Source organism: Streptomyces silaceus (assembly GCF_001419745.1).
In the GTDB taxonomy this organism is placed as follows: domain Bacteria; phylum Actinomycetota; class Actinomycetes; order Streptomycetales; family Streptomycetaceae; genus Streptomyces; species Streptomyces silaceus.
The window spans coordinates 1-21,869 of the sequence record NZ_LIRJ01000001.1; the positions used below are offsets into that span (position 1 = coordinate 1).

Below are 21,869 nucleotides of genomic sequence, written 5' to 3' on the forward strand. Positions count from 1 at the left end.
CCGGCCCGCCGGCGGGCCGGAACACCGTCATGAGCACACCCGATCGGCTTGTTCCGGACGGTTCCGGAGATGGCCTCACGGCACCGCATCTGAGGTGAAACGCCCTGCAAGCGGGGCGAGTTGATAACCCCTTGTGGCTCACGGGCACCACTGATAATTTCCTGGTCTAGACCAACGCCGGGCCGTCGCGCCACGTCGGCCCCGCGCAGGTCTGTCCCCACCTGCCTCGGAAATGGAGCATCGTGGAACGTGCACTTCAGGTCCAGCCGTCGTCGGGAATCGCCGAACCCGACAGCAATGAACCGCACGACACCAGGAACATGCGCTCGATCACTTCGGGCCTCCGCGTCCTGGACTTCGCCGACACCAAGGTCGTCATCAAGCCCTGGGGCCGCGAGCGCTGGCTCCACGAGACGGACGCGCCGTACGGCTTCAAGGTCATCCGGATCACCGCCGGGAGCCGCACCAGCCTGCAGTACCACCGGGAGAAGCGGGAGAGCTACTTCATCCTGGAGGGCGAGGCGGTCCTGCACTACCGGGCGGAACACGACGGCCCCACCCTGGAACTCCCCATGCCGTCCGGCACGCTGGCCCACGTCGACCCGGGCAGCGTGCACCGGGTGGAGGCCGTGACCGACATCGTCCTGGTGGAGGTGTGCACGCCCGACGACGGTTCGGACAACGTGCGTCTCGACGACGACTACCGGCGCGGGGACGGGCGAGTCGAGACGGAGCACTAGGCCCGGCCGTCGGGGTTCCGCCCGATGGTGTTCAAGACGCTGTCGAAGTCGGTGCCGGAGGTCGGCGAACACCGCAGGATCGTGGTGGCGGCCGCGGTGGACACCCTCGGGGTCGGCCTGTTCCTGCCCCTGTCGCTCTACTACTTCACCGTCACCACCGGTCTGCCGGTGGCGGGCGTGGGAGCCGCCACCAGCGCGGCGACCCTCTCCGCGCTGGCCCTGGCACCGGCGGCCGGTGCCGCCACCGACCGGTTCGGCCCCCGCGCCCTCGCGGTCCTCAGCAATCTGGTGACCGCGGCCGGCTACCTGGCCTATCCCTTCGTCGACGGGTACGTCGGCCTCTTCCTCGCGGTGTTCACCGTGATGGCGGGAGACCGGATGTACTACGCGGCCTGGCCCACCCTGATCGCCGTGATCGCGGGCCCCGGCCGCCTCGACGCCTGGTACGCGCTGATGCAGGCCGTCGGGTCGGGCAGTCTCGGCCTGGGCGCCCTGGCCAGCGGGGTGTTCCTGGCGGGCTCGGGGCCGGGCTCGCTCGACGTCCTGGTCGTCTTCAACGCGGTCACCTCACTGGTCTCGGCGGTGCTCGCCCTGTCCCTGCCCAAGCGGCACCTGCAAGGAGCGCGGACCCCGCGGGAGGACGCGGGCCCCCGCGCCGGATTCCGGCGCGTCCTGCGGGACCGCGTCTTCCTGAGACTGCTGATCGGCCAGGCCCTGATCGCCACGGCCTGGACACTGCCGAGCAGCTTCCTGTCGCTCTACCTCGTCGACTCGCTGGGCCTGCCGGTCTGGTGGGTCATGGCCACCACCTGCCTCAACTACCTGATCCTCTTCGCGTTCCAACTGCCCGTCACCCACCTCGTCCGCACCCAGCACCGCACCCTGACCATGGCGATCGGCGCCGCCTGCTTCATCGTCACCAGCGCCCTCTTCGCGCTCGCCGCCGAGGTCGGGCGCACGGCGGTGCTGGCCGTGGTGATCGCCGCCATCGTCGTCTACAGCGTCGGCGAGATGCTCTGCGTGCCCGCGGGCAACGCGGCCGTCGCCGCCCACGCCCCCGAGGAGATGCGCGGCAGCTACATGTCCGTGTTCCAGATGACCGGCACGATCGCGTTCGGCGTCGCGCCGGGCATGGTCGGCGCGCTCTACGAAGCCGACCCGCGACTCGTGCTTTTGGCCGTCGGCGTACTGGTGACGGCCGGCGGCTGCGCCGTCCTGTCCAGCCGGAGGGGACTGACCACCGATCGTTGAGAAGGAGGCGAAGACACGATGGCCCCTCGTGATGCCGACGGCCTCACCGCGTCGCAGCTCCTGGCCCGCCGCCTGGCGGGCTGCGTCGTACTGACCGCCGATCCCGACGCGCAGAGCACCGCGTGGGGCATGTGGCAGTGGTGCCGCGACGACCACCTGGCGGCACTCGCCCGCTACCGCGAACGGGGCGGCGCGCTCCTCGCGCCGCTGATCGACACCCTGGCCGCCGCGCCCCGGGACCTCGCCGCGTTCCGGGCGCTCACCGCGGCGACCACGAAGGTCCTCGACGAGGACCGGACGGCCGCCGCCGCTCTCACGGACGTGGTGCGCGCCCTGCGGCAGACCGCCAGGATCAGCGCACACATCGGCGCGGACGTCACCGACACCCACGTGGTCGCCCCGCTCCCCACGGAGCGGATCCTCGCGGGAATCGACACCTCGCGCCCCCGCCCGACGGCCGATCCGGTCCTCGCGACCGTCGTCGTCCCGTTCCGTTCCACGAGCGCCGACGACGGCCGGGCCCGCAACCTCGCCGCCTGTCTGGCCTCGCTCGACGACCAGGACCTGCCCCGCGACCGGTACCGCGTGGTCATCGTCGAGTCCGACACCCGGCCGCGCTGGCAGTCCGTCTTCGGCGCGTACGCGGACAGCTACGTCTTCGCGTACGCACCGGGGCGCTTCAACAAGGCATGGACGGTCAACTGCGGTGTGGTGCACGGCGGCGGTCCCGACGAGCTGGTCTGCGTCCTGGACGGCGACCTGCTGCTCGACCCCGGCTTCCTCTCCCGCTGCGTCGCCCGCTTCGAGGACGACACCCTCCAGGGCCACTGGCCCTACCAGCACGTACTGTTCGCCGACGGGCCCAGCAGCGACCTGGCCGTGGCGCGGCGCTGCGGGCCGGAGCGGGCCGCCGTGGACGCGGAGCGGCTGCGGGGCACCCACCTGCACCGGACGCCGGGCGGCTGCGTGTGGGTCCGCCGCGGCCTGTTCGACCGGATGGCCGGGATGGACGAACGCCTGGAGGGCTGGGGCGGCGAGGACAACGACTTCGCCTGGCGCGCCGAACTGTACGGCGGACTCGAACGGTTCGACACCGACCTGCTCCACCTCCACCACGAGCGCTGCGCGCCCGACACCGCCGACCGTCCCCCCTCCCTCGAACAGTTCCCGTGGTGCACCTGGCCCGTCGACTCGCCCATCGGGGACCTCGACAAGTACCGGGGCGACCGGCCCGGCGCGCCGCGCGACCAGCGCCCCTGACCTCTCCCCCGCCGCGAGCCTCCGGCATCCCTCTCGGCCAGCACCTCCGACACCTTTGACACCTCTGAGGAGACGAACGTGCCCAGTTCCCCTTTCGACAGAGAGCAGCTCCCCTTCCTCGGCATCGGCCCCGTGTCCCGGAACACGGTCGACGCCGCGCTCAGCGCCGCGTACCGCTGCGGCAGTCGGATCATGCTGATACCGAGCCGCTCCCAGGTGGACTCCGAGCGCTTCGGCGGCGGCTATCTGGGCTGGTCGACCGATGACTTCGCCGAATACGTACGAGCCCGCGACCCGGAGCGGCGCGCCCTGCTGTGCCGGGACCACGGCGGCCCGTGGCAGCACCCCACCGAGCGGTCGCTGACGTCCGAGGACGAGGCTCTGGAGTCCTGCACGGACTCCTTCCGCAGCGACATCGAGGCCGGCTTCGACATCCTGCACATCGACTCCTCGGTGGAGCGCTCCGGCGAGGCGCCCTTCGACGCGGCGGCCCGCCGCCTGGTCTCGCTCTACGAACGCTGTGCGACCGCCGCCGACGAGGCACGGCGCCCGATCCGCTTCGAGATCGGCTTCGAGCCGCAGGGCGTGGAGGCCAACGACCCGGAGCAGTTCGCCTCGCAGCTCGACGAGGTGTGGGCCGAGATCATCGGCCGCGGCCTCGCGGGACCGGTCTTCGTCGTGGCGCAGACCGGTACGAAGGTCCAGGAGCTGTCCAACACCGGCGCCTTCCTGCGGCCGGAGTCCCGGGACGCGGTCCGGGCCCGCATCGCCGCCTTCGCCGAGACCTGCCGGGAGCGGGGCACCCGGCTAAAGGCGCACAACTGCGACTACCTCAACCCGGCCGACATCGGCGCGCTGGCCCGCGCCGGAGTGCACGCGGCCAACGTCGCCCCCGAATTCGGCACCGCGGAGACCCGGGTGGTGCTCCGCCTCCTCGGCGAGTTCCAGCTCGCCGAGGCGACCGAACGGTTCCTCTCGCTCTCCTTCGAGTCGGGCAAGTGGGGCAAGTGGATGACGGCGGACACACCCGCGACGGACTACGAACGCGCCGTCATCTCCGGCCACTACGTCTTCGAGACCGAGGAGTTCCACGAGATCCGCGCCGAGCTGGACGCCGTGCTCACGGCACGCGGCCTGCCCGGCCTGCGGGCGCAGATCGTCTCCGAACTCACCCTGCTCATCGAGCGCTATCTGCTCGCGGGCTCGGACCGCTGGTACGCCGAGCCGCAGCTCCAGGCCAGGTGAGGGGCGCCATGGACCACTCCGCGTCGACGACTCCCCCCTCGGCGTACCGCGTGCCGAAGTACCACTACGCGGACCAGTTCCCCGACCTCGACACGGTGACGCTGCCGGGGCTGCGGCGCATCCTGCTCTCCGGCCAGTACGTCCTCGGCCCGGAGGTCGAACGCTTCGAGCGCGCCTTCTCCGACTACCTCGGCGTCGCGCACACCGTCGGCGTCAACTCCGGCACGGACGCGCTGGTGCTCGCGCTCGACGCCCTGGGCATCGGTCCCGGCGACGAGGTCGTGACCGTGGCCAACAGTTTCCACGCGACGGTCCAGGCGATCGTGCGGCTCGGTGCGACGCCCGTGCTGGTCGACTGCGGGGAGCGGGACTTCCTGATCGACCTGGACCAGGTGGCCGCCGCCATGACCACGAGGACGAAGGCCGTCGTGGTGGTGCACCTCTTCGGCCGCAGCGTGGACGTGCCCGCCGTCGCCGAGCTGTGCCGCGCGGCGGGGGCGGCGCTGGTCGAGGACTGCGCGCAGGCGGCGGGCGCCCGGTTCGCCGGCGTCCGGGTCGGCACCACGTCGGCGGCCGGCTGCTGGAGCTTCGCCCCGGCCAAGAACCTGGCGGCCGCCGGTGACGGCGGCGCGGTCACCAGCGCCGACGCGGACACCGCCGCACAGCTGCGGCTGCTGCGCCACTTCGGCCAGTCCCGGCAGAACGAGCACGAGCTGCTCGGCTACAACTCGCGCCTCGACGCGCTGCACGCGTTCCTGCTCACCGAGAAGCTCGGGCGGCTCGACCGGTGGAACGAGGCCCGCGGCACGGTCGCCGCCGCGTACCGGGAGCGGCTGGCCGGCCTGCCGGTGTCGTTCCAGACGCCCGGCGCGCCCGGCGAGCACGTCTACCACCTGTTCCAGCTGCGCACCGAGTCCGAGAAGGTGCGCGACGGGCTGGTGGACCACCTCCAGGCGCGGGGCGTCGACGCCGTGGTGCGCTACCCCGTGCCGCTGCACCTCCAGCCGGCGTTCGCCGGTCTCGGCCTGCGGGCGGGCGCGTTCCCGGTCGCGGAGGCGCTCGCCGTACAGAATCTGTGCCTGCCGATCAGGCCCGATCTCGACGCGGACGACATCGACTTCGTCTGTGCGTCGGTCGCCGAGTACTTCGCGGGCGACCGGTCCGCGGCCGGCGCGGGGAAGGAGTGACCACGATGAGCGGGTACGAGATCCGGCCCATGGCGGGCGAGGACGACCTGAACGCCGCGCTGGTCCACATGCGGCGGTCCTTCGGCAAGGCACCGTACGAGCCGGAGACGCTGCTGCGCGAGGGGCACGGGAAGGTGGCCGTCAAGGGCGGGGAGATCGTCGGCGGCGGTCTCGTCTTCGCCTTCGACCAGTACTTCGGGGGGCGGGCGGTGCCCTCCGGGGGCACCGCCTGGCTGGCGGTCGCGCCATGGGCCCGCGGCGAACGGCTCGGCAGGCGGATCATGCAGAGCAAGCTGGCCTGGCTGAAGGAGGAGTGCGGCGCCGCCGTCACCTCCGGCTGGAGCCCCGCCACCGGCATGTACCGCAGCTGGGGCTGGGAGGTGGGGGCCATCGGTTCGACCTTCACCGTCCGCCCGTCCGAGATCCCGGTGGCCGACCGGTCCTACGAGCCGGTCCTGCCCACCCCGCAGGAGTGCCGCGCGCTCCACGAACGGCTGGCCCCCCGCTGGGACGGGCCGCTGCGCCGCCCGGACTGGTGGGCCGCCTGGAAGCAGCGGTGCACCCCGTCCCTGCACACGCTGGGCCTGCGCAAGGACGGCGGGCTGGTCGCCTTCTCGACCTTCACCGAGGAGCCGGTCCAGCCGTGGGGCTTCCGGGTCGTCGTGCACGACTTCTGGGCCGACCGCGCCGAGCACGTTCCCGCCGCGCTGGACATGCTGAGCACCCGGGCGCTCCAGGTCCGCGAGATCGAGTTCCGGCGCTCCGTGCTGTCCCGTGCCCCGTACGCGGCCTGGGAGCTGCCGCAGTACACGCTGGTCGAGGAGGGCCGGTACCCGGTCATCTTCAAGATCCTCGACGTCCGGCGGGCGCTGGAGGCGCGGGGCTGGTCGACCGCCGTCGAGGCCTCCGTCTGTCTGGAGGTGAAGTTCGCCGACGACTCGGTCCGGGCGTACACCCTGGACTTCTCCGGCGGCAGCGTGTCGGTCAAGAGCGGCGGCACGCCCACCGTGTGGTGCACGGAGGGCTCGCTGGCGTCCTGGTACGCGGGCGCCATGTCGATGCGCCGGGGCCGGGACTTCGGCCGGGCCTGGGGCCAGGACCGCGAGATCGACCTGCTCGACGCGGCGATCGTGCCGCGCGAGGCATGGATACCCGACACCTTCTGAGCGTGGACAGCCGACACCTTCTGAGCAGAGGAGCCGATGTGAGCGGGCAGCACCGATGGACGGCTCGGGCCGTGCTGTTCGACCTGGACGGGGTCCTGGTCGACTCCATGCCCCTGATCGGCGCGCTGTTGGACCGGTGGGCCGACCTGCACCGCCTCGACCGCGAGCTGGTGCACCGGACGGCGCACGGCAGACGGGAGGCGGAGCTGGCGGCGGCGCTGGTCCCGTCGGCCGACCCGGAGGAACAGGTCGCGCTCATGCAGGGCTGGCAGCTCACCGAGTTCGACGGCTGCCGGCCCTGCCCCGGAGCGGCCGGGCTGATCGCACGCCTCGACGAGGGCCAGTGGGCGGTGGTCACCTCGGGCTCCGGTCCCGTGGCGCGCGGCCGGCTGCGGGCCGCGGGCCTGCCGGCCCCGAGGACCATGGTCACCGCCGACGACGTGGTCCGGGGCAAACCGGACCCCGAGCCGTACCTGCGGGCCGCCGCCGCGCTGGGCGTGGACGTCGCGGAGTGCGTGGTGATCGAGGACGCCCCGTCCGGTGCCGCGGCCGGACTCGCCGCGGGCATGCGGTTGATCACGGTGACGGGCACGGACGCGACCTGGCCCGACGCCCTTTCCGGACCCGTCGTGCGGGTGGACTCACTGGAGCGGATCGCGGTGGCCGGGGCTGGTCCGGATCGGGTCGACCTGCTGATCGGCGCGGAGGGCGAAGTGGTCGCCGGGGGCGGGGCGTAGGCGCGGGCCCCGCCCTGGGCGCGGGGGTGGGCGCGGAGGCGGGAGGCGCGTGCCGCGGAGGCCCGCCCCCCGTACCCCTCACGTCACCTGCGGCACCACCGCCACCGGGCAACCCGCGTGCAGCAGCACGGCGTTGGTGACGGAGCCGAGCATGCGGCCCGGCGCGAGCCTGCGGCGGTGGCGGCCGACCACGACCAGGTCGGCGGAGCGCGAGGCGTCGACGAGGTGACCCGCCGCGTCACCGGAGGGCACGCTCACGTCCACCGGCACGTCGGGGTACCGCCCGCGGAACGGGGCGAGCAGGCCTCCCGCGAGTCCCCCGTACTCCTTCTCCGTCTCCGCGTCCGCGACGGCGCTCATCACGAAGTCACCCGCGGCCGTGGAACTGAGGACGGGCCACGGGTAGGCGGCGATCACCTGGAGCCGGGCCCCGCGCCGCGCGGCCTCCGCGAAGGCGAAGGCGATGGTGGCGTCGTCGGGCGCGGGCGCGGCGAGCCCGAGGACCACGCGGGGCCCGTCGGCCACGGCGGGGTCGTCCTCCGCCGCACGGCGCCGCCGCCCCGGCTCCGGGCTCGCGTCGGGCGCCGGGCGCACGACCACCACCGGGCAGGCCGCCTCGCGCGAGCACGCCAGGCCGTTCGAGCCGAGCAGCAGCCCGGTGAAGCCTCCCCGGCCGCGCGAGCCGAGGACCAGGAGCCCGGCGTCGTCGCCGAGCCGCGGCAGCTCGTACCGGGGGCCGCCGTCCACCGTGACGAACTCCAGCTCGGGCAGGTCCGCGCGTCCGTCCAGCAGGCCGCGGACGTGGTCGAGCACGGGATCGGACTCGGGGCGCTCCAACAGGGCCGTGAACGGCCCGTCGACGAGCGGTGTCCGGTACGAGCGCACATGCGCGATCCGCAGGCGCGCGCCGCGCAGCCGGGCGGCGGCCAGCGCCCACTCCAGGGCGCGGCCGCTGCCGGCCGAACCGTCCACGGCCACCACGACGGGCCGTCGCGCGTCCGATTCCCCTCCGCCCACGAGCCCGCTCGTGGCGGGCTCGTTCCCGACGCTGTCGACCGGCTCGCTGTTCATGCCCTCAGCCTGGCGCGGCCCCGCCCGCGCGGGGAGGGCCGAAGGTCACCGTCGGCAGGGCCGAACGGCCTTGCGGCGGGCCGCTGTTACGTCAGGTCGAACTCGCCCTCGCGCGCGCCGTGCACGAAGGCTCCCCACTCGGCCGGAGTGAAGATCAAGGAGGGGGCCTCCGGGCGGCCGCCGTTGCGCATCGCGATGAAGCCCTCGACGAAGGCGATCTCCACGTCTCCGCGCCCCGCGCTGCTGGATCGCCAGTCGGCACTGCTGAGGTCGAGCTCCGGCTTGTCCCAGCCCGCGAGTGGGTGCTGCTGAATGGTGCTGTCGGCCACGTCCGTGCTCCTCCCGAATGCGTCGTCCGGCGCCAGCCTAGCTTTCGCTTCCGGCGCCGCACAGGCCGCGACGGAAGGACCACGGCCCGGCCCGCGCCGCGTCCACCCTCACGTGGTGGGCGGCTCCGCCCCGACGAGCCACATCGCGAAGAACTGCGAGCCGCCGCCATAGGCGTGCCCAAGTGCCCTGCGGGCCCCGTCCACTTGATGTTCTCCGGCCTGGCCGCGCACCTGAAGTGCCGCCTCGGCGAAGCGGATCATGCCGGACGCGCCGATGGGATTGGTCGACAGGACACCGCCCGACATGTTGACCGGGAGGTCGCCGTCCAGCTCGGTCACGCCGGACTCGGTGAGCTTCCAGCCCTCGCCCTCGGCCGCGAAACCGAGGTTCTCCAGCCACATCGGCTCGTACCAGGAGAACGGCACGTACATCTCGACCGCGTCGATCTCCCGGCGCGGGTCCGCGATGCCGGCCTGCCGGTACACGTCGGCCGCGCAGTCCTTGCCCGCCCGGGGCGAGACGAAGTCCTTGCCCGCGAAGAGCGTCGGTTCGCTGCGCATCGCGCCGCCGTGCATCCAGGCGGGCGGACGCGGCGAACGGGCCGCGCCCGCACGGTCGGTGAGGATCATCGCGCAGGCGCCGTCGGACGACGGGCAGGTCTCGGAGTAGCGGATCGGGTCCCAGAGCATGGGCGAGGCCTGGACCTTCTCCAGGGTGATGTCCTGCTCGTGGAGGTGGGCGTAGGGGTTCTTCAGGGCGTTGCGGCGGTCCTTGTACGCGACGAGGGAGCCGACGGTGTCGGGGGCTCCGGTGCGCCGCATGTACGCGCGCACGTGCGGGGCGAAGAAACCGCCCGCGCCCGCGAGCAGCGGCTGCTGGAACGGGATGGGCAGCGACAGGCCCCACATCGCGTTGGATTCCGACTGCTTTTCGAAGGCGAGGGTCAGGACGGTGCCGTGGACGCGGCCCGCGACGAGGTTCGCGGCGACGAGGGCGGTGGAGCCGCCGACGGAGCCCGCCGTGTGGACGCGGAGCATCGGTTTGCCGACGGCGCCGAGCGCGTCGGCGAGGTACAGCTCCGGCATCATGACGCCCTCGAAGAAGTCGGGCGCCTTGCCGATGACGACGGCGTCGATGTCGGCCCAGGTCAACTCGGCGTCCGCCAGGGCACGTCGGGCAGCCTCGCGGACCAGACCGGCGATCGACACGTCGCGCCGCGCGGCCACGTGCTTGGTCTGCCCGATCCCCACGACGGCGACCGGTTCCTTTCCTGCCGAACCGCCCGCCTGACTCCTCACCGGACTGTTCATCGGGCGTCTCCTTCCAGGACGGCGACCAGGTTCTGCTGGAGGCAGGGCCCGGACGTGGCGTGCGCGACGGCACGGTCGGACTCCCCGCGGTGGATGCGGGCGGCGGCCTCGCCGAGCCGGATGAGCCCCGCGGCCATCACGGGGTTGGCGGCGAGCGCGCCGCCGGACGGGTTGACGGCGACGTCGTCGCCGAGCCGCAGCGCCTTGCGCAGGACGACCTCCTGGGAGGTGAAGGGGGCGTGCAACTCGGCCGTGTCGACGGGCCGTTCGAAGAGCCCGGCCCGTTCGGCGGCCAGCCGGGTCGACGGCGAGTCGGTGAGGTCGCGCACGCCGAGGCCGTGGGCCTCGATGCGGTGGTCGATGCCCCGGATCCACGCGGGCCGCTCGCACAGCGCCCCGGCCCGCTCGCCCGCGGCGAGGACCACGGCGGCGGCCCCGTCGCCGATCGGCGGGCAGTCTCCGGTGCGCAGCGGGCGTACGAGATAGTCGCCCTGCGCCACCGGACCCCGCAGCTGCGCATGGGAGTTGGCGGCGGCGTCGGTGCGGCTGCGGTGGGCGACTCCGGCGAGCGCGGGCTCGTCGGTCTCGCCGGCGTCGATGAGCGCCTGCGCCTGGAGCGCGGCGAGCGCCACGGAGTCGGGCCACAGCGGCGCCACGTAGTACGGGTCGAGCTGGCGGGTCAGGACGTCGCGCACGGAGCCGGGCGAGGACTTGCCGTAGGAGTAGACGAGCGCGGTGTCGGCCTCGCCGGTCTGGAGTTTCACCCAGGCCTCGTACAGCGCCCAGGCGCCGTCCATCTCGACGTGGGACTCGGAGATCGGCGGCCAGGCACCCACCCCGTCGAGCGCCATCGTGAAGGAGAAGGCGCGGCCCGCGAGGTAGTCCGAGGACCCCGAGCAGGTGAAACCGATGTCACTGGTCCTCAGGCCGGTGGCGGCGAGGACCTCGTGCAGCACCGGCATGAGCATCTCGACCTCGGAGAGCTCGTCGGTGGAGCGCAGGTGGTCGCTCTGCCCGAAGGCGACGACGGCGACGTCCCGGGCGGGCCGCCGCGCGGCGGACGGTGACGACGGCATCTACACCAGCTCCTTGTACGTGTCGTAGTCGGCGTCGGGTTCCCCCGTGGGCCGGTAGTGGTCGGGGTAGCGGCCGCCCTCGGTCCACACGGGTTCGACGCGCAGGCCCATGCGGACCTGGTCGTAGGGGATGCCCGCGATGCGGGCGTGGAGGGCGAGGTCCGCGCCGTCGAGGGCGATGTGCGCGTAGACGTAGGGGACCTCGATGTCGAGGTTCTTCGCCTTGATGTTGACGATGCAGTACGTCGTGACGGTGCCGCGCGGTCCGACCTCGACGCGGTCCGTCGTGGCGACGCCGCAGGTGGGGCAGGCGCCCCGGGGCGGGACGTAGACCTTGCGGCAGGAGGGGCAGCGCTCGCCGACGGTCCTCTGGTCGGAGAGGGCGTGGATGTAGGCGGACTGGGCGCGCCCGGGCGAGTAGGTGTAGTCGAGCCGCGCGGCCGCGACGATGCCGCTGACGGGCTCGGTGAACTCGCCCGTGTGCGGGGCGGGTCGGCCGCCTTCCTCCTGCCCTTCGTACGGCTCGAAGCAGGCGATGTCCGTGATGGCGCCGACGCGTTCGGCGGCCCAGCGGACGCGGACGCGCATGCCGGTGCGCACGGCGTCGGGGCCGGGCGCGTCGAGGGCGTGGAGCAGGGCGGTGTCGGCGCCGTCGAGCGTGACGAGGACCCAGGCGAAGGGGGTGTCCAGGGGCTGGCCGCGGCGGGGTTCGTGGTTCCAGGCCCAGGTGGTGACGGTGCCGGTCGTGGCGACCTCGACCAGGTCCCGTATCTCTTCGGCGGTCACCGGGTCGTACTCGACGGGCGGCACGAGTGTCCGGCCGTCGCCGGTCCTGACCCCGAGCACGGTGCGTTCGCGCAGCCCGGTGAGGAAGGCGCTCTGCACGGGCCCGAGGGAGCGGGTGAAGGGGAACTCGACGACGAGAGGCGCGCGCAGCACCTCCGGCGAGGGGGCGGATGCCATGAGGGGAACTCCGTTTCCAGGTGACGGGGAACGCGCCCCGGAGAGGGGCGCGAGGAACTGCGTGACCAGCCACGACGGCCCCGCAGCCGAGGAACGGTCTACGCGCGCCGGAAGACGGGCGCCCGCTTCTCCGCGAAGGCCCGCGCCCCCTCCTTCGCGTCGGCCGTGTCGAACACGGGCCACCCCCGCTTCAGCTCGGCGGCGAGCCCGTCGGCCTCCGTCATCTCGGCCGTCTCGTACACGGACGCCTTGACCGCCTCGACCGCCAGCGGCCCGCACGCGTTGATCTGCTCGGCGACGGCGAGGGCACTCTCCAGCGCCGTGCCGTCCGGGACGACCCGTCCGATGAGCCCGATCGACGCCGCCTCGGCCGCCGAGTAGGGGCGCCCGGTGAGGAGCATCTCCAGGGCGTGCGTACGAGGGATCTGGCGGGGCAGTCGCACGGTCGAGCCGCCGATCGGGAACAGGCCGCGCTTGACCTCGAAGAGCCCGAACGTCGCCGACTCGCCCGCGACGCGGATGTCGGTGCCCTGGAGGATCTCGGTGCCGCCCGCCACGCAGTGGCCCTCGACGGCGGCGATGACGGGTTTGCGGGGCCGGTGGTGGCGCAGCATCGCCTTCCAGTGCAGATCGGGGTCGGCCTGGAGCCGGTCCCGGTACTGCTGGCCCTCCATGCCCTTGCCGGCGAGGGCCTTGAGGTCCATGCCCGCGCAGAAGGAACCGCCCGCGCCGGTGAGCACGATCGAGCGGATGCCGTCGTCCTCGTCGGCCGCGACCCATCCGTCGTAGAGGCCGACGAGCATGGCCAGGGACAGCGCGTTCTTCGCCTCGGGCCTGTTCAGCGTGAGTATCAGTGTGGCGCCCTCGCGCCGCACGGAGAGGTGTTCGGTCCCACCCATGTGCCGTGCTCCCTCCATCGGCCGTCGCCGGGCGACTGCCCCGTCGCCCACGGACCTGGAACAGGTTGCAGTAGGCGGAGAGCCAGTTCAAGAGTTTTCTGACAGTCAGTCAGTTTTCTTCTGCGGGGGCCCTTCCCACTTGTGGGTGCCTCTGCTCTGATGACCGCCAAGCCAATCGCCAAGCCAGACGTCGCTTGGACTCCGGGGTCAGGAGGAGCACGGTGGAGTACAACCTTGCCGACCTGTTCGAGTCGGTCGTCGACGTGGTCCCCGACCGCGAGGCGCTCGTGTACATCGACCATCCCGGCACGGGCGCGGAGCGCCGTCTGACCTACGCCGAGCTCGACGCCGCCGCCAACCGCGTGGCGCACCACCTGATCGACAGCGGCCTGAAGCCGGGCGAGCACCTGGGTCTGCACCTGTACAACGGCGTGGAGTACCTGCAGACGGTCCTGGCCTGCCTCAAGGCACGTCTCGTGCCGGTCAACGTCAACTACCGCTACGTCGAGGAGGAGTTGGTCTACCTCTACCGCGACGCCGACCTCGCCGCGCTGGTCTTCGACGCCGAGTTCACCGAGCGGGTCGCGGCCGCGCTGCCGCGCACGGACAAGCTGCGGCATCTGATACGGGTGGGCGCGCCGCCCGCCGGCGCCCCGGCGCTCGACGTGGTGGCCTTCGCCGACGCGGAGAGCGCGGGCTCGCCGGAGCGCGGCTTCGGACCGCGCTCGGCGGACGATCTGTTCATCATCTACACCGGCGGCACGACCGGCATGCCCAAGGGCGTCATGTGGCGCCAGGAGGACCTGTTCTTCGCCGGGCTCTTCGGCGGCGAGCCGGCGGGCGACCCGGTCAAGCGCCCCGAGGAGCTCGCCGAGCGCGTCGCGGCGGGCGGCCCCGGCATCACCTTCTTCCCCACTCCCCCACTGATGCACGGCACGTCGACGCTGACCTCGTTCATCGCCTTCAACTACGGTCAGCGGGTGGCCATTCACCGCAAGTACGTGCCCGAGGAAGTGCTCCGCACGATCGAGAAGGAGAAGGTCTCCAGCGTGTCGCTGGTCGGCGACGCGATGCTCAGGCCACTCGTCGACGCGCTGCGCGGACCGCTCAGGGGTACCGACCTGTCGTCGCTGTTCAGCGTCTCCTCGTCCGGGGCGATCATGTCGGAGACGGTGCGCGCCCAGTTCCAGGAACTGGTGCCGAACGTACTGCTCCTGAACAACTTCGGCTCCTCCGAGTCCGGCTCCAACGGCAAGGCCACGGACGACTCGGGCCCGGAGAAGGGCTTCCGCCTGGAGGTCAACGAGCGGACGCGGGTGGTGGATCCGGCGACGCACGATCCCGTCCCGGTGGGCGAGGTGGGCCGCCTCGCGCAGCGCGGCCATGTCCCGCTCGGCTACTACAACGACCCGGCGAAGACCGCCGAGACCTTCTTCCAGAAGGGCGACGAGCGCTGGGTGCTGCTCGGCGACATGGCGACGGTCGACGAGGACGGCATCGTCACCGTGCTCGGGCGCGGCTCGCAGTGCATCAACACGGGCGGCGAGAAGGTGTATCCGGAGGAGGTCGAGCAGGCCCTGAAGTCCCATCCGGACGTGTACGACGCGCTGGTCGCCGGAGTACCGGACGAGCGCTGGGGCAACCGGGTGGCCGCCGTCGTCCAACTGCGCCCCGACGCCCCCTCGTTGGACCTGACCGCGATCCAGACGCACTGCCGGGCCCTGCTCGCGGGCTACAAGATCCCGCGCGCCGTCGTCGTCACGGACCACATCCAGCGCTCGCCGAGCGGCAAGGCGGACTACCGCTGGGCCAAGTCGGTCGCCTCCCAGGGAGCGCGCGAACAGTAGCGGCGGCCACCCTTCCGCTTCCCCGGCACTCCGGTCGAAGGCCCAGGTCAGCTCTGATTAGACTGGCTGGTCAGATCATTGGACGTGTGACACGACGGCCCGGCCGTCGCCGGGGAGTAGTGAGCAGCCGATGGCCATGGTGGGCCTGTTCTGGATCGCCGAGGGCGACGTGTACGTGGGCGCGAAGCCGTCCGGCCTTGCGCCCGGCGTCCGCCTGACCCCCGAGGGCGTGGAGGCGCTCGGCGACGGACAGGCCCGCCTGTACCTGTGGGAGGACGTGGAGTCCCTCACCGTGGCGGACGTGCCCGCCAAGTCGCTGATGCGGCGGGTCGGCACGGTCACGCGCCTCACCCTGGGCACGGTGAAGGAGCTGGCCATGCCCGTGGGCCCCGGCATGGTCGAGGAGGCCCCGGCGATGATGACGGTGCGCGTGCGCACGTCCGCCGGCGAACGCGAGCTGTCGGCCTACGTCGCCGCCTCCGCCGGCTACCCCAGGACCGAGGTCGACCTCTCCCGCGCCCTGCTCGCCCGCCTCACGGAGGGCGCCGCGACGATGTCCACGACGCTGGCGGCCATGTCGGAGTGGGGCCGCGGCGCGGAGGGCGCGTCGCCGCGCGGGGCGGAGCGGGAGAAGCTGCTGCGCGGCTGGGTGGGCTAGGACCCGGGGCGGGCCCGCGGTGACGGCTTCCCGTACCCGCGAGCGCGCCGCCCCGGGTCCCGCCCGTCAGGCCGCGTTCTCCTCCGTGAGCTGGTAGAGCTCCGGCACGGAGACCTTGATCGGCTCCTGTGTGGTCCGGGCGATCACGACCACCGCGGGCTCGTCCGGGTCGGGATTCTCCTCCCGGTGCGGGACGAACGGCGGCACGAGGAAGAAGTCACCCGGGCCCGCGGCGACCCGCACCTCCCGCGTGCCGTCGTGGTAGACGAACACGGGGTGGCCGCTGACCACGTAGATCCCCGCCTCCGAGTCGCCGTGGTGGTGGTTGTCCGTCGAGCTCAGCGGCGGGTTCTCCACCATGCCCATCCAGAGCTTCTTCGAGCCGACCATGCTGCCGCTGATGGCGGCGAAGCCGTCCAGCTCGCCGGAGCGGACGTGGTGGACGCGGTTGTTCAGCGGCGTGCTGTCGTCGGAGTCCTGCGCGGTCCCGGTGCCGTCCTGGAAACTCATCGTGAAGCCTCTCGATTCCGATTGCCTGGCTGTGCGGAGGCCTGGCCTGTCGACTCGTCCCCCGCGTCGGCTTGACGGAATCCAGAGTGCTCCCGTCGCATCAGATACGGCAATTGACCTTGCTGATGCGGCAAACGGAATCACGAGCGCCGGGACTCAGCCCGCGCAGACCGACCGCACCGCGCGCCCCAGGGCCACGGAGTGCAGGGCGTCGAGCCGTTCCTGGTGCCCCACCCGGACGGCCGCCGCCGTCAGCACGCCCCCGCAGGAGGGCGCCGTCCGCGCGTCCGGGGACGCGGCGACGGCCCGCACCAGACCGGTGTTGATCCGGTTGATCTCCTCGCGCACCTCGGCGAGGTCGGGCCGCTCCGTCGGGGCCTGGGAGGGGTCGGCGTCCCAGCGCCGGAACAGGCCCCGCTGGACGAGCTTGTTGGCCTCGATCTGGTCGCGGAAGATCCGCACGGTCGCCTCCGGGTCGGCGCCGAGCTCCTTGGCCTGGGCGGCCACCGCGTCCAGGACCTGCTTCTCGCGGGCCGGGTCGTCGATGGGGCTGTCCGTGCCGTACTTGGCCGCGGCGACCAGGTCGGCGGTGGCCAGGCGCCGGGCGGACAGCTCGGCCAAGGGGTGCAGCAGGGCGTACGGACCGGCGGAGGCCGCGGGCGCCGGCGGGTGCGCGGGCGCCGCGACGGCCGCGCCGCCTCCCGCGAGCAGAGCGGCGGCCACGGCGCCGGCGGTGAGCAGACGGCCGGCCGTAGAGGTGAGGCGCACGACGGTTCCCCCAGGGGGTCGGTGACGGACGTTCGGCGACCGCGCGGGAGCGGCCGGGGCCGCGCGCGATCGGCGCTCATCGTACGAGCCGTGCAACGGGCGAACCGTGTGCTGACGAACCGTGCGCGCCGCCACCGGGCGCCACTCGCCCACCGCCGCCCGCCCGCCGCTCAGTCCTGCGCGAGGAACCCCGCGACGCGCCGCGCGAACCACTCGGGATCGTCGAGCCACGGGAAGTGCCCGCCACGCGGCTGCACTTGGCGCACCCCGCGCGGGAACAGCCCGGCGAACTCCTCGGCGTGCGCGGGGTTCGGGCCCCCGTCCCACTCCCCCGCGAGGACGAGCACCGGCGCGTCCAGGGCGGTCAGGGCGGCGCGGGTCGCGGGCGGGTCGAAGGCACCCTCTCCGTAGAAGGCGGCCGCCGCCTCCGCGTTCTTCTCGCGGGCGCTCGCCGCGCGGTGCGCCCGGGCGGCGGCGTCCCAGCGGCCGTAGGCGAGGGGCGCGAGGGCGTCCCACACCTCGGCGGGGCCGCGGCCCGCCGCGATCTCCTTCAGCGCCGCCTCGGCGGCCGGGAACCAGGGCTCGTCCGCGCGCAGCGCCGCTGCGGCGCGGTGGTCCTCGTCGGTGACCGTGAGGCCGACGGAGTGCGTGGACGGGGTGACCAGGACGAGGGTGCGGACCCGCTTGGGGTGGCGGGCCGCGTACAGCGTGGCGATGTTGCCGGACGCCGAGTGCCCGAGCAGGTCGATCTCGTCGAGCCCCAGGTGCTCGCGCAGCGCCTCCACGTCGTCCACGAGCCGGTCGCAGCGGTACGTCGCCGGGTCGGCGGGCGCCGCGGAGTCGCCGGTGCCGCGCAGATCGAGCAGGACGAGGCGGCGGTGCGCGGTGAGGCCGCCGAGGTCCCCGAGGTAGGCGGAGGCGCGCATGGGGCCGCCCGGCACGCACAGCAGCGGTTCGCCGTCCCCCTTCTCGTGGTAGGCGAGCTCCGTCCCGTCGTACGCGCTGAATGTCGGCATGCGAGTGATCATCACATCCCGCGTCGGGCGCGGGCAATCGGCCCTCGCCCGCGCTGGCCCATGACGGTGGCCCATGACGCGGCGCCCCAGCTCAAAGCGGAGGTGCCCGATCTCTTGACGCCCACCGTCCGGACTGGATTACTGAGGTCCAAGGAAGATCGACGACCGAATGATCGGTCGCCCGTTCGGGACGGGAGCACACCTCATGACGCGTATGCCGCTACTGCTGGACGCGGCGGAACGGCTCGGCCCCCGGGAGCTCGCCGCGCTGCAGCTGGAACGCCTCCAGGACACCCTGCTGCACGCGTACGAGAACGTGCCGTTCTACCGGGCGGCGTTCGACAAGGCGGGCCTGCACCCCGACGACTGCCGTTCGCTCGCCGACCTGGCACGGTTCCCCTTCACCACCAAGGACGACCTGCGGGCCAACTACCCGTTCGGGATGTTCGCGGTCGAGCAGTCCGAAGTGCGCCGCCTGCACGCCTCCAGCGGCACGACGGGACTGCCCACGGTCGTCGGGTACACGGAGCAGGACCTGTCGATGTGGGCCGACGTGGTGGCCCGCTCGATCCGTGCCGCGGGCGGCCGGCCCGGGGACAAGGTCCATGTGGCGTACGGCTACGGCCTGTTCACGGGCGGGCTCGGCGCGCACTACGGCGCCGAGCGGCTCGGCTGCACGGTGATCCCGGCGTCCGGCGGCATGACCGCGCGTCAGGTGCGCCTGATCCAGGACTTCCGGCCCGAGATCATCATGGTGACCCCGTCGTACATGCTCACGCTCCTGGAGGAGTTCGAGCGGCAGGGCGTCGATCCCCGTACGACGTCCCTGCGCGTCGGCATCTTCGGCGCGGAGCCGTGGACGGAGGAGATGCGGCGCGAGATCGAGGAGCGCTTCGCCATCGACGCCGTGGACATATACGGGCTCTCGGAGGTGATCGGCCCGGGTGTCGCGCAGGAGTGCGTGGAGACGAAGGACGGGCTGCACATCTGGGAGGACCACTTCTATCCCGAGGTCGTGGACCCGATCACGGGTGAGGTGCTGCCGGACGGCGAGCGCGGCGAGCTGGTGTTCACGGCGCTCACCAAGGAGGCCATGCCCGTGATCCGCTACCGGACACGGGACCTGACGCGTCTGCTGCCCGGCACGGCGCGGATCTTCCGCCGGATGGAGAAGGTGACGGGCCGCAGCGACGACATGGTGATCCTGCGGGGCGTCAATCTCTTCCCCACCCAGGTCGAGGAGATCGTGCTGCGTACGGCGGGCATCGCGCCCCACTTCCAGCTGCGCCTGACCCGCGAGGGCCGCATGGACGCGCTGACCGTGCGGGCGGAGGCGCGCGCGGACACGCCGCCCGAGCGGCGCGAGGCCGCCGCGCGGGAGATCGCGGCGGCGGTGAAGGACGGCATCGGCGTCTCGGTCGGCGTGGAGATCGTCGATCCGGAGACGCTGGAGCGGTCGGTGGGGAAGTTCAAGCGGATCGTGGATCTGCGGGTCTGAGAGGGACACGCCGGACCGGCCCAGGACACCGGTCGCCCGGTCCCGGCTGTCCCGCCTGGACCCCGCCACGGTGGACGAGTCCCGTTCCGGCGCCGGCCGCACGGCGCGCTCCTAGCGGCCCGCGCGGCCTCCGGGCACGGGGTCGTCCGCCGTGCGGGCCCAGCGCTCGTGGTCGCGCCATGCGCCGTCGATGAGCTGGAAGGCCGTCGAGTATCCCTCGCGCCGGAAGCCCAGCCGGGCGACGAGGTGGAGCGAGGCGACGTTGTCCGGCTGGATGTTGGCCTCCAGCCGGTGCAGCCCCAGCGGCCCGAAGGCGTGCTGGACCACGAGCCCCAGCCCTTCGGTCATGTACCCCCGGCCGGTCGTGGAGGCGTAGGCGGTGTAGCCGAGGGTGCCGGTCTGCAGGGCGCCCCGGACGATGTCGTTGATGTTGACGCCGCCCACGATCGCGCCGGTGTCGCGCAGACAGATCACGAAGCCTTCGTGGGTGGGCCGCCCCAGCCGTTCGAGGCGCCGCTCGAAGGCCTCCCGCGTGAACTCACGGACGCCCAGCCAGCGCCGCTGCAACTCGGCGCTCTCCCGGGACAGCGCCGAGATCTCGTCGTGGTCCTCGCGACGGAGGTGGCGCACGGCGACGCGCGGCCCCTGCCGGAGGTGGGTGGTGTCGGCCATCAGGGGATCCTACGCAGCCGCCTCGGGCCACGTGCGGGATGCCCGCGTGCGGGACTGCGTCCTCACTCCTCTCCGAAGCGGTCCCGCAGCTCCCTCTTCAGGATCTTTCCGCTGGCGTTGCGTGGGAGTCCGTCCACGAACAGGACCCGCTTGGGCGCCTTGAAGTGGGCGAGCCTGTCGCGGGCGTGGGCGATGAGGTCGGGTTCCGTGAGCCCCTTGCCCGCGCTCGTGTCGGCGCGTACGACGACCGCCGTGACCGCCTCGATCCACCGCTCGTCCGGCAGACCGATCACCGCGGCCTCCGCGACGCCCTCGTGCTCGTACAGCGCGTCCTCGACCTGGCGGGAGGCCACGAGGACTCCCCCGGAGTTGATGACGTCCTTGACCCGGTCGACGACCGTGAAGCAGCCCTCGGCGTCCCGCACGGCGAGGTCGCCCGAGTGGAACCAGCCGTCGCGGAACGCCTCCGCGGTCTCCTCCGGCTTGTCCCAGTAGCCCTCGCACAACTGCGGTGAGCGGTAGACGACTTCACCCTGGGTGCCGTCGGGCACCTCCTGGCCGTCCTCGTCCACGACGCGCGCCTCGACGAACAGGACGGGCCGTCCGCAGGAGTCCATGCGGCCCTCGTGTTCGTCGGGTCCCAGGACCGTGGCGAGGGGGCCGATCTCGCTCTGCCCGAAGCAGTTGTAGAAGCCGAGCCCCGGCAGCCGGGACCGCAGCCGCTCCAGGACCGGGACCGGCATGATCGACGCCCCGTAGTACGCCTTGCGCAGGGCCCCCAGGTCACGGGTGGCGAAGCCGGGGTGGCGCGAGAGGCCGATCCAGACGGTGGGCGGCGCGAACAGACTGTCGGCGCGGCCCGCCTCGACGAGCTCGAAGATCCGCTCGGGGTCGGGCGCGTCGAGGATCGTGTTCTCGGCGCCGACCGCGAGGTAGGGCAGCAGGAAGACGTGCATCTGCGCCGAGTGGTAGAGCGGGAGCGAGTGGACCGGCCTGTCGGCCGCCTTGAGGTCGAGGGCGGTGATCGCGCTGACGTACTCGTGGACGAGGGCCCGGTGCGTCATGATCGCCCCCTTGGGCAGTGCGGTGGTCCCGGAGGTGTAGAGCAGCTGCGCCACGTCCTCAGCGCCGGGCCCCTCCCCCTCGTACACCGCCGCCCCGGCGAGCCGCGCCAGCAGCGAGTCCTCCGCGTCGCGCAGCGCCAGGGACGGTACGCCCTCGGGCAGACGGCCCGCGAGGTCCGGGTCCGCGAGGACGAGGGAGCTGCCGGACTGGCGGACGATGTAGGCGAGGTCGTCGCCGGTGAGGTTCTGGTTGACCGGCACGTGGACCAGGCCCGCCCGCGCGCAGGCGAGGAAGCCGATCAGGTAGGCGTCGGAGTTGTGGGCGTAGGCGCCGACGCGGTCGCCGGAGGCCAGGCCCTGCGCGCGCAGCACGGTCGCCGCGCGCGACACGGCGTCGTCGAGTTCCTCGTACGTCCAGGACCGCTCGCCGTAGTGCAGCGCCGTGCGCCGAGGCGTGCGGCGCGCACTGCGCCGGAGGACTCCGTCGACCGTGTTGTCACGTACACCCGTCATGGGCGTGATCCTGTGCCCGGCCACCGCCGAGGTCAAGAGATCTACGCCGGGCCAAAGGATCCACGTCGCCGCGGGGATCAATCGACAT

The 21,869-nt window shown here is 72.8% G+C and carries 21 protein-coding genes; 10 read left to right on the forward strand and 11 right to left on the reverse strand.

The window, feature by feature from the left end; translation table 11 throughout:
* Positions 1-242: 242 nt before the first annotated feature.
* The 7 genes from AOK22_RS00005 (at position 243) to AOK22_RS00035 (ending at position 7,586) form a co-directional block, all read left to right on the forward strand.
* The gene (locus tag AOK22_RS00005; RefSeq protein WP_055696409.1) at positions 243-740 is read left to right on the forward strand and encodes a cupin domain-containing protein; all 498 of its coding nucleotides are present in this window, start codon (positions 243-245) and stop codon (positions 738-740) included.
* A 24-nt stretch (positions 741-764) separates the two neighbouring features.
* On the forward strand, positions 765-1,991 hold the full coding sequence (locus AOK22_RS00010) for an MFS transporter (RefSeq protein WP_055696410.1): 1,227 nt from the start codon (positions 765-767) through the stop codon (positions 1,989-1,991).
* A gap of 18 nt (positions 1,992-2,009) precedes the next feature.
* Positions 2,010-3,251: a glycosyltransferase family 2 protein gene (locus AOK22_RS00015; protein ID WP_055696411.1), complete on the forward strand. Its 1,242-nt coding sequence runs from the start codon at positions 2,010-2,012 to the stop codon at positions 3,249-3,251.
* A gap of 78 nt (positions 3,252-3,329) precedes the next feature.
* Positions 3,330-4,496, forward strand: coding sequence for a class II D-tagatose-bisphosphate aldolase non-catalytic subunit (locus tag AOK22_RS00020; protein ID WP_055696412.1), 1,167 nt, complete (start codon positions 3,330-3,332; stop codon positions 4,494-4,496).
* 8 nt (positions 4,497-4,504) lie between these two features.
* Complete coding sequence (locus tag AOK22_RS00025; RefSeq protein WP_055696413.1) at positions 4,505-5,683, forward strand: DegT/DnrJ/EryC1/StrS family aminotransferase; 1,179 nt, start codon at positions 4,505-4,507, stop codon at positions 5,681-5,683.
* Between the two features lie 5 nt (positions 5,684-5,688).
* Entirely contained in the window at positions 5,689-6,849 is a 1,161-nt protein-coding gene (locus AOK22_RS00030) for a GNAT family N-acetyltransferase (RefSeq protein ID WP_055696414.1), read from the forward strand.
* 38 nt (positions 6,850-6,887) lie between these two features.
* A complete protein-coding gene (locus AOK22_RS00035; RefSeq protein WP_157872120.1) occupies positions 6,888-7,586 on the forward strand; it encodes an HAD-IA family hydrolase in 699 nt (232 codons plus the stop codon).
* A 78-nt stretch (positions 7,587-7,664) separates the two neighbouring features.
* Here the strand turns inward: AOK22_RS00035 and AOK22_RS00040 are convergent, their stop codons facing one another.
* The 6 genes from AOK22_RS00040 to AOK22_RS00065 form a co-directional block, all read right to left on the reverse strand.
* Positions 7,665-8,657, reverse strand: a complete 993-nt coding sequence (locus tag AOK22_RS00040; RefSeq protein ID WP_079036229.1) for a universal stress protein — start codon at positions 8,655-8,657, stop codon at positions 7,665-7,667.
* A gap of 86 nt (positions 8,658-8,743) precedes the next feature.
* On the reverse strand, positions 8,744-8,986 hold the full coding sequence (locus AOK22_RS00045) for a DUF397 domain-containing protein (protein ID WP_055696416.1): 243 nt from the start codon (positions 8,984-8,986) through the stop codon (positions 8,744-8,746).
* A gap of 108 nt (positions 8,987-9,094) precedes the next feature.
* Positions 9,095-10,297, reverse strand: a complete 1,203-nt coding sequence (locus AOK22_RS00050; protein ID WP_055696417.1) for a thiolase domain-containing protein — start codon at positions 10,295-10,297, stop codon at positions 9,095-9,097.
* Positions 10,294-11,373 carry a thiolase domain-containing protein gene (locus AOK22_RS00055; protein WP_055696418.1) on the reverse strand — a complete coding sequence of 360 codons (1,080 nt, stop codon included), beginning with the start codon at positions 11,371-11,373 and terminating at the stop codon, positions 10,294-10,296. The genes AOK22_RS00050 and AOK22_RS00055 overlap by 4 nt, the downstream gene beginning before the upstream one ends.
* Positions 11,374-12,336, reverse strand: coding sequence for a Zn-ribbon domain-containing OB-fold protein (locus AOK22_RS00060; protein ID WP_055696419.1), 963 nt, complete (start codon positions 12,334-12,336; stop codon positions 11,374-11,376).
* Between the two features lie 98 nt (positions 12,337-12,434).
* On the reverse strand, positions 12,435-13,235 hold the full coding sequence (locus tag AOK22_RS00065) for a crotonase/enoyl-CoA hydratase family protein (protein ID WP_055696420.1): 801 nt from the start codon (positions 13,233-13,235) through the stop codon (positions 12,435-12,437).
* Positions 13,236-13,456: 221 nt separating this feature from the next.
* On the opposite strand from AOK22_RS00065, the gene AOK22_RS00070 reads away from it, so the two are divergent.
* Positions 13,457-15,082: an acyl-CoA synthetase gene (locus AOK22_RS00070; protein ID WP_055696421.1), complete on the forward strand. Its 1,626-nt coding sequence runs from the start codon at positions 13,457-13,459 to the stop codon at positions 15,080-15,082.
* Between the two features lie 130 nt (positions 15,083-15,212).
* Positions 15,213-15,740 (forward strand): hypothetical protein, encoded by a 528-nt coding sequence (locus tag AOK22_RS00075; RefSeq protein WP_055696422.1) that lies wholly within the window; start codon positions 15,213-15,215, stop codon positions 15,738-15,740.
* 66 nt (positions 15,741-15,806) lie between these two features.
* Here the strand turns inward: AOK22_RS00075 and AOK22_RS00080 are convergent, their stop codons facing one another.
* The 3 genes from AOK22_RS00080 to AOK22_RS00090 form a co-directional block, all read right to left on the reverse strand.
* Entirely contained in the window at positions 15,807-16,250 is a 444-nt protein-coding gene (locus tag AOK22_RS00080) for a cupin domain-containing protein (RefSeq protein ID WP_055696423.1), read from the reverse strand.
* A gap of 156 nt (positions 16,251-16,406) precedes the next feature.
* The gene (locus tag AOK22_RS00085; RefSeq protein WP_055696424.1) at positions 16,407-17,018 is read right to left on the reverse strand and encodes a chorismate mutase; all 612 of its coding nucleotides are present in this window, start codon (positions 17,016-17,018) and stop codon (positions 16,407-16,409) included.
* A gap of 170 nt (positions 17,019-17,188) precedes the next feature.
* Entirely contained in the window at positions 17,189-18,034 is an 846-nt protein-coding gene (locus AOK22_RS00090; protein WP_055696425.1) for an alpha/beta fold hydrolase, read from the reverse strand.
* Between the two features lie 214 nt (positions 18,035-18,248).
* Between AOK22_RS00090 and paaK the strand changes: the two genes are divergently transcribed.
* Positions 18,249-19,532 (forward strand): phenylacetate--CoA ligase PaaK, encoded by a 1,284-nt coding sequence (gene paaK, locus AOK22_RS00095; protein ID WP_107101806.1) that lies wholly within the window; start codon positions 18,249-18,251, stop codon positions 19,530-19,532.
* A gap of 111 nt (positions 19,533-19,643) precedes the next feature.
* Here paaK and AOK22_RS00100 read toward each other — a convergent pair whose 3' ends face one another.
* Together AOK22_RS00100 and AOK22_RS00105 are read right to left on the reverse strand one after the other, a co-directional pair.
* On the reverse strand, positions 19,644-20,204 hold the full coding sequence (locus AOK22_RS00100) for a GNAT family N-acetyltransferase (protein WP_055696426.1): 561 nt from the start codon (positions 20,202-20,204) through the stop codon (positions 19,644-19,646).
* A gap of 62 nt (positions 20,205-20,266) precedes the next feature.
* The gene (locus AOK22_RS00105) at positions 20,267-21,781 is read right to left on the reverse strand and encodes an acyl-CoA synthetase (RefSeq protein WP_055696427.1); all 1,515 of its coding nucleotides are present in this window, start codon (positions 21,779-21,781) and stop codon (positions 20,267-20,269) included.
* Positions 21,782-21,869 lie beyond the last annotated feature (88 nt).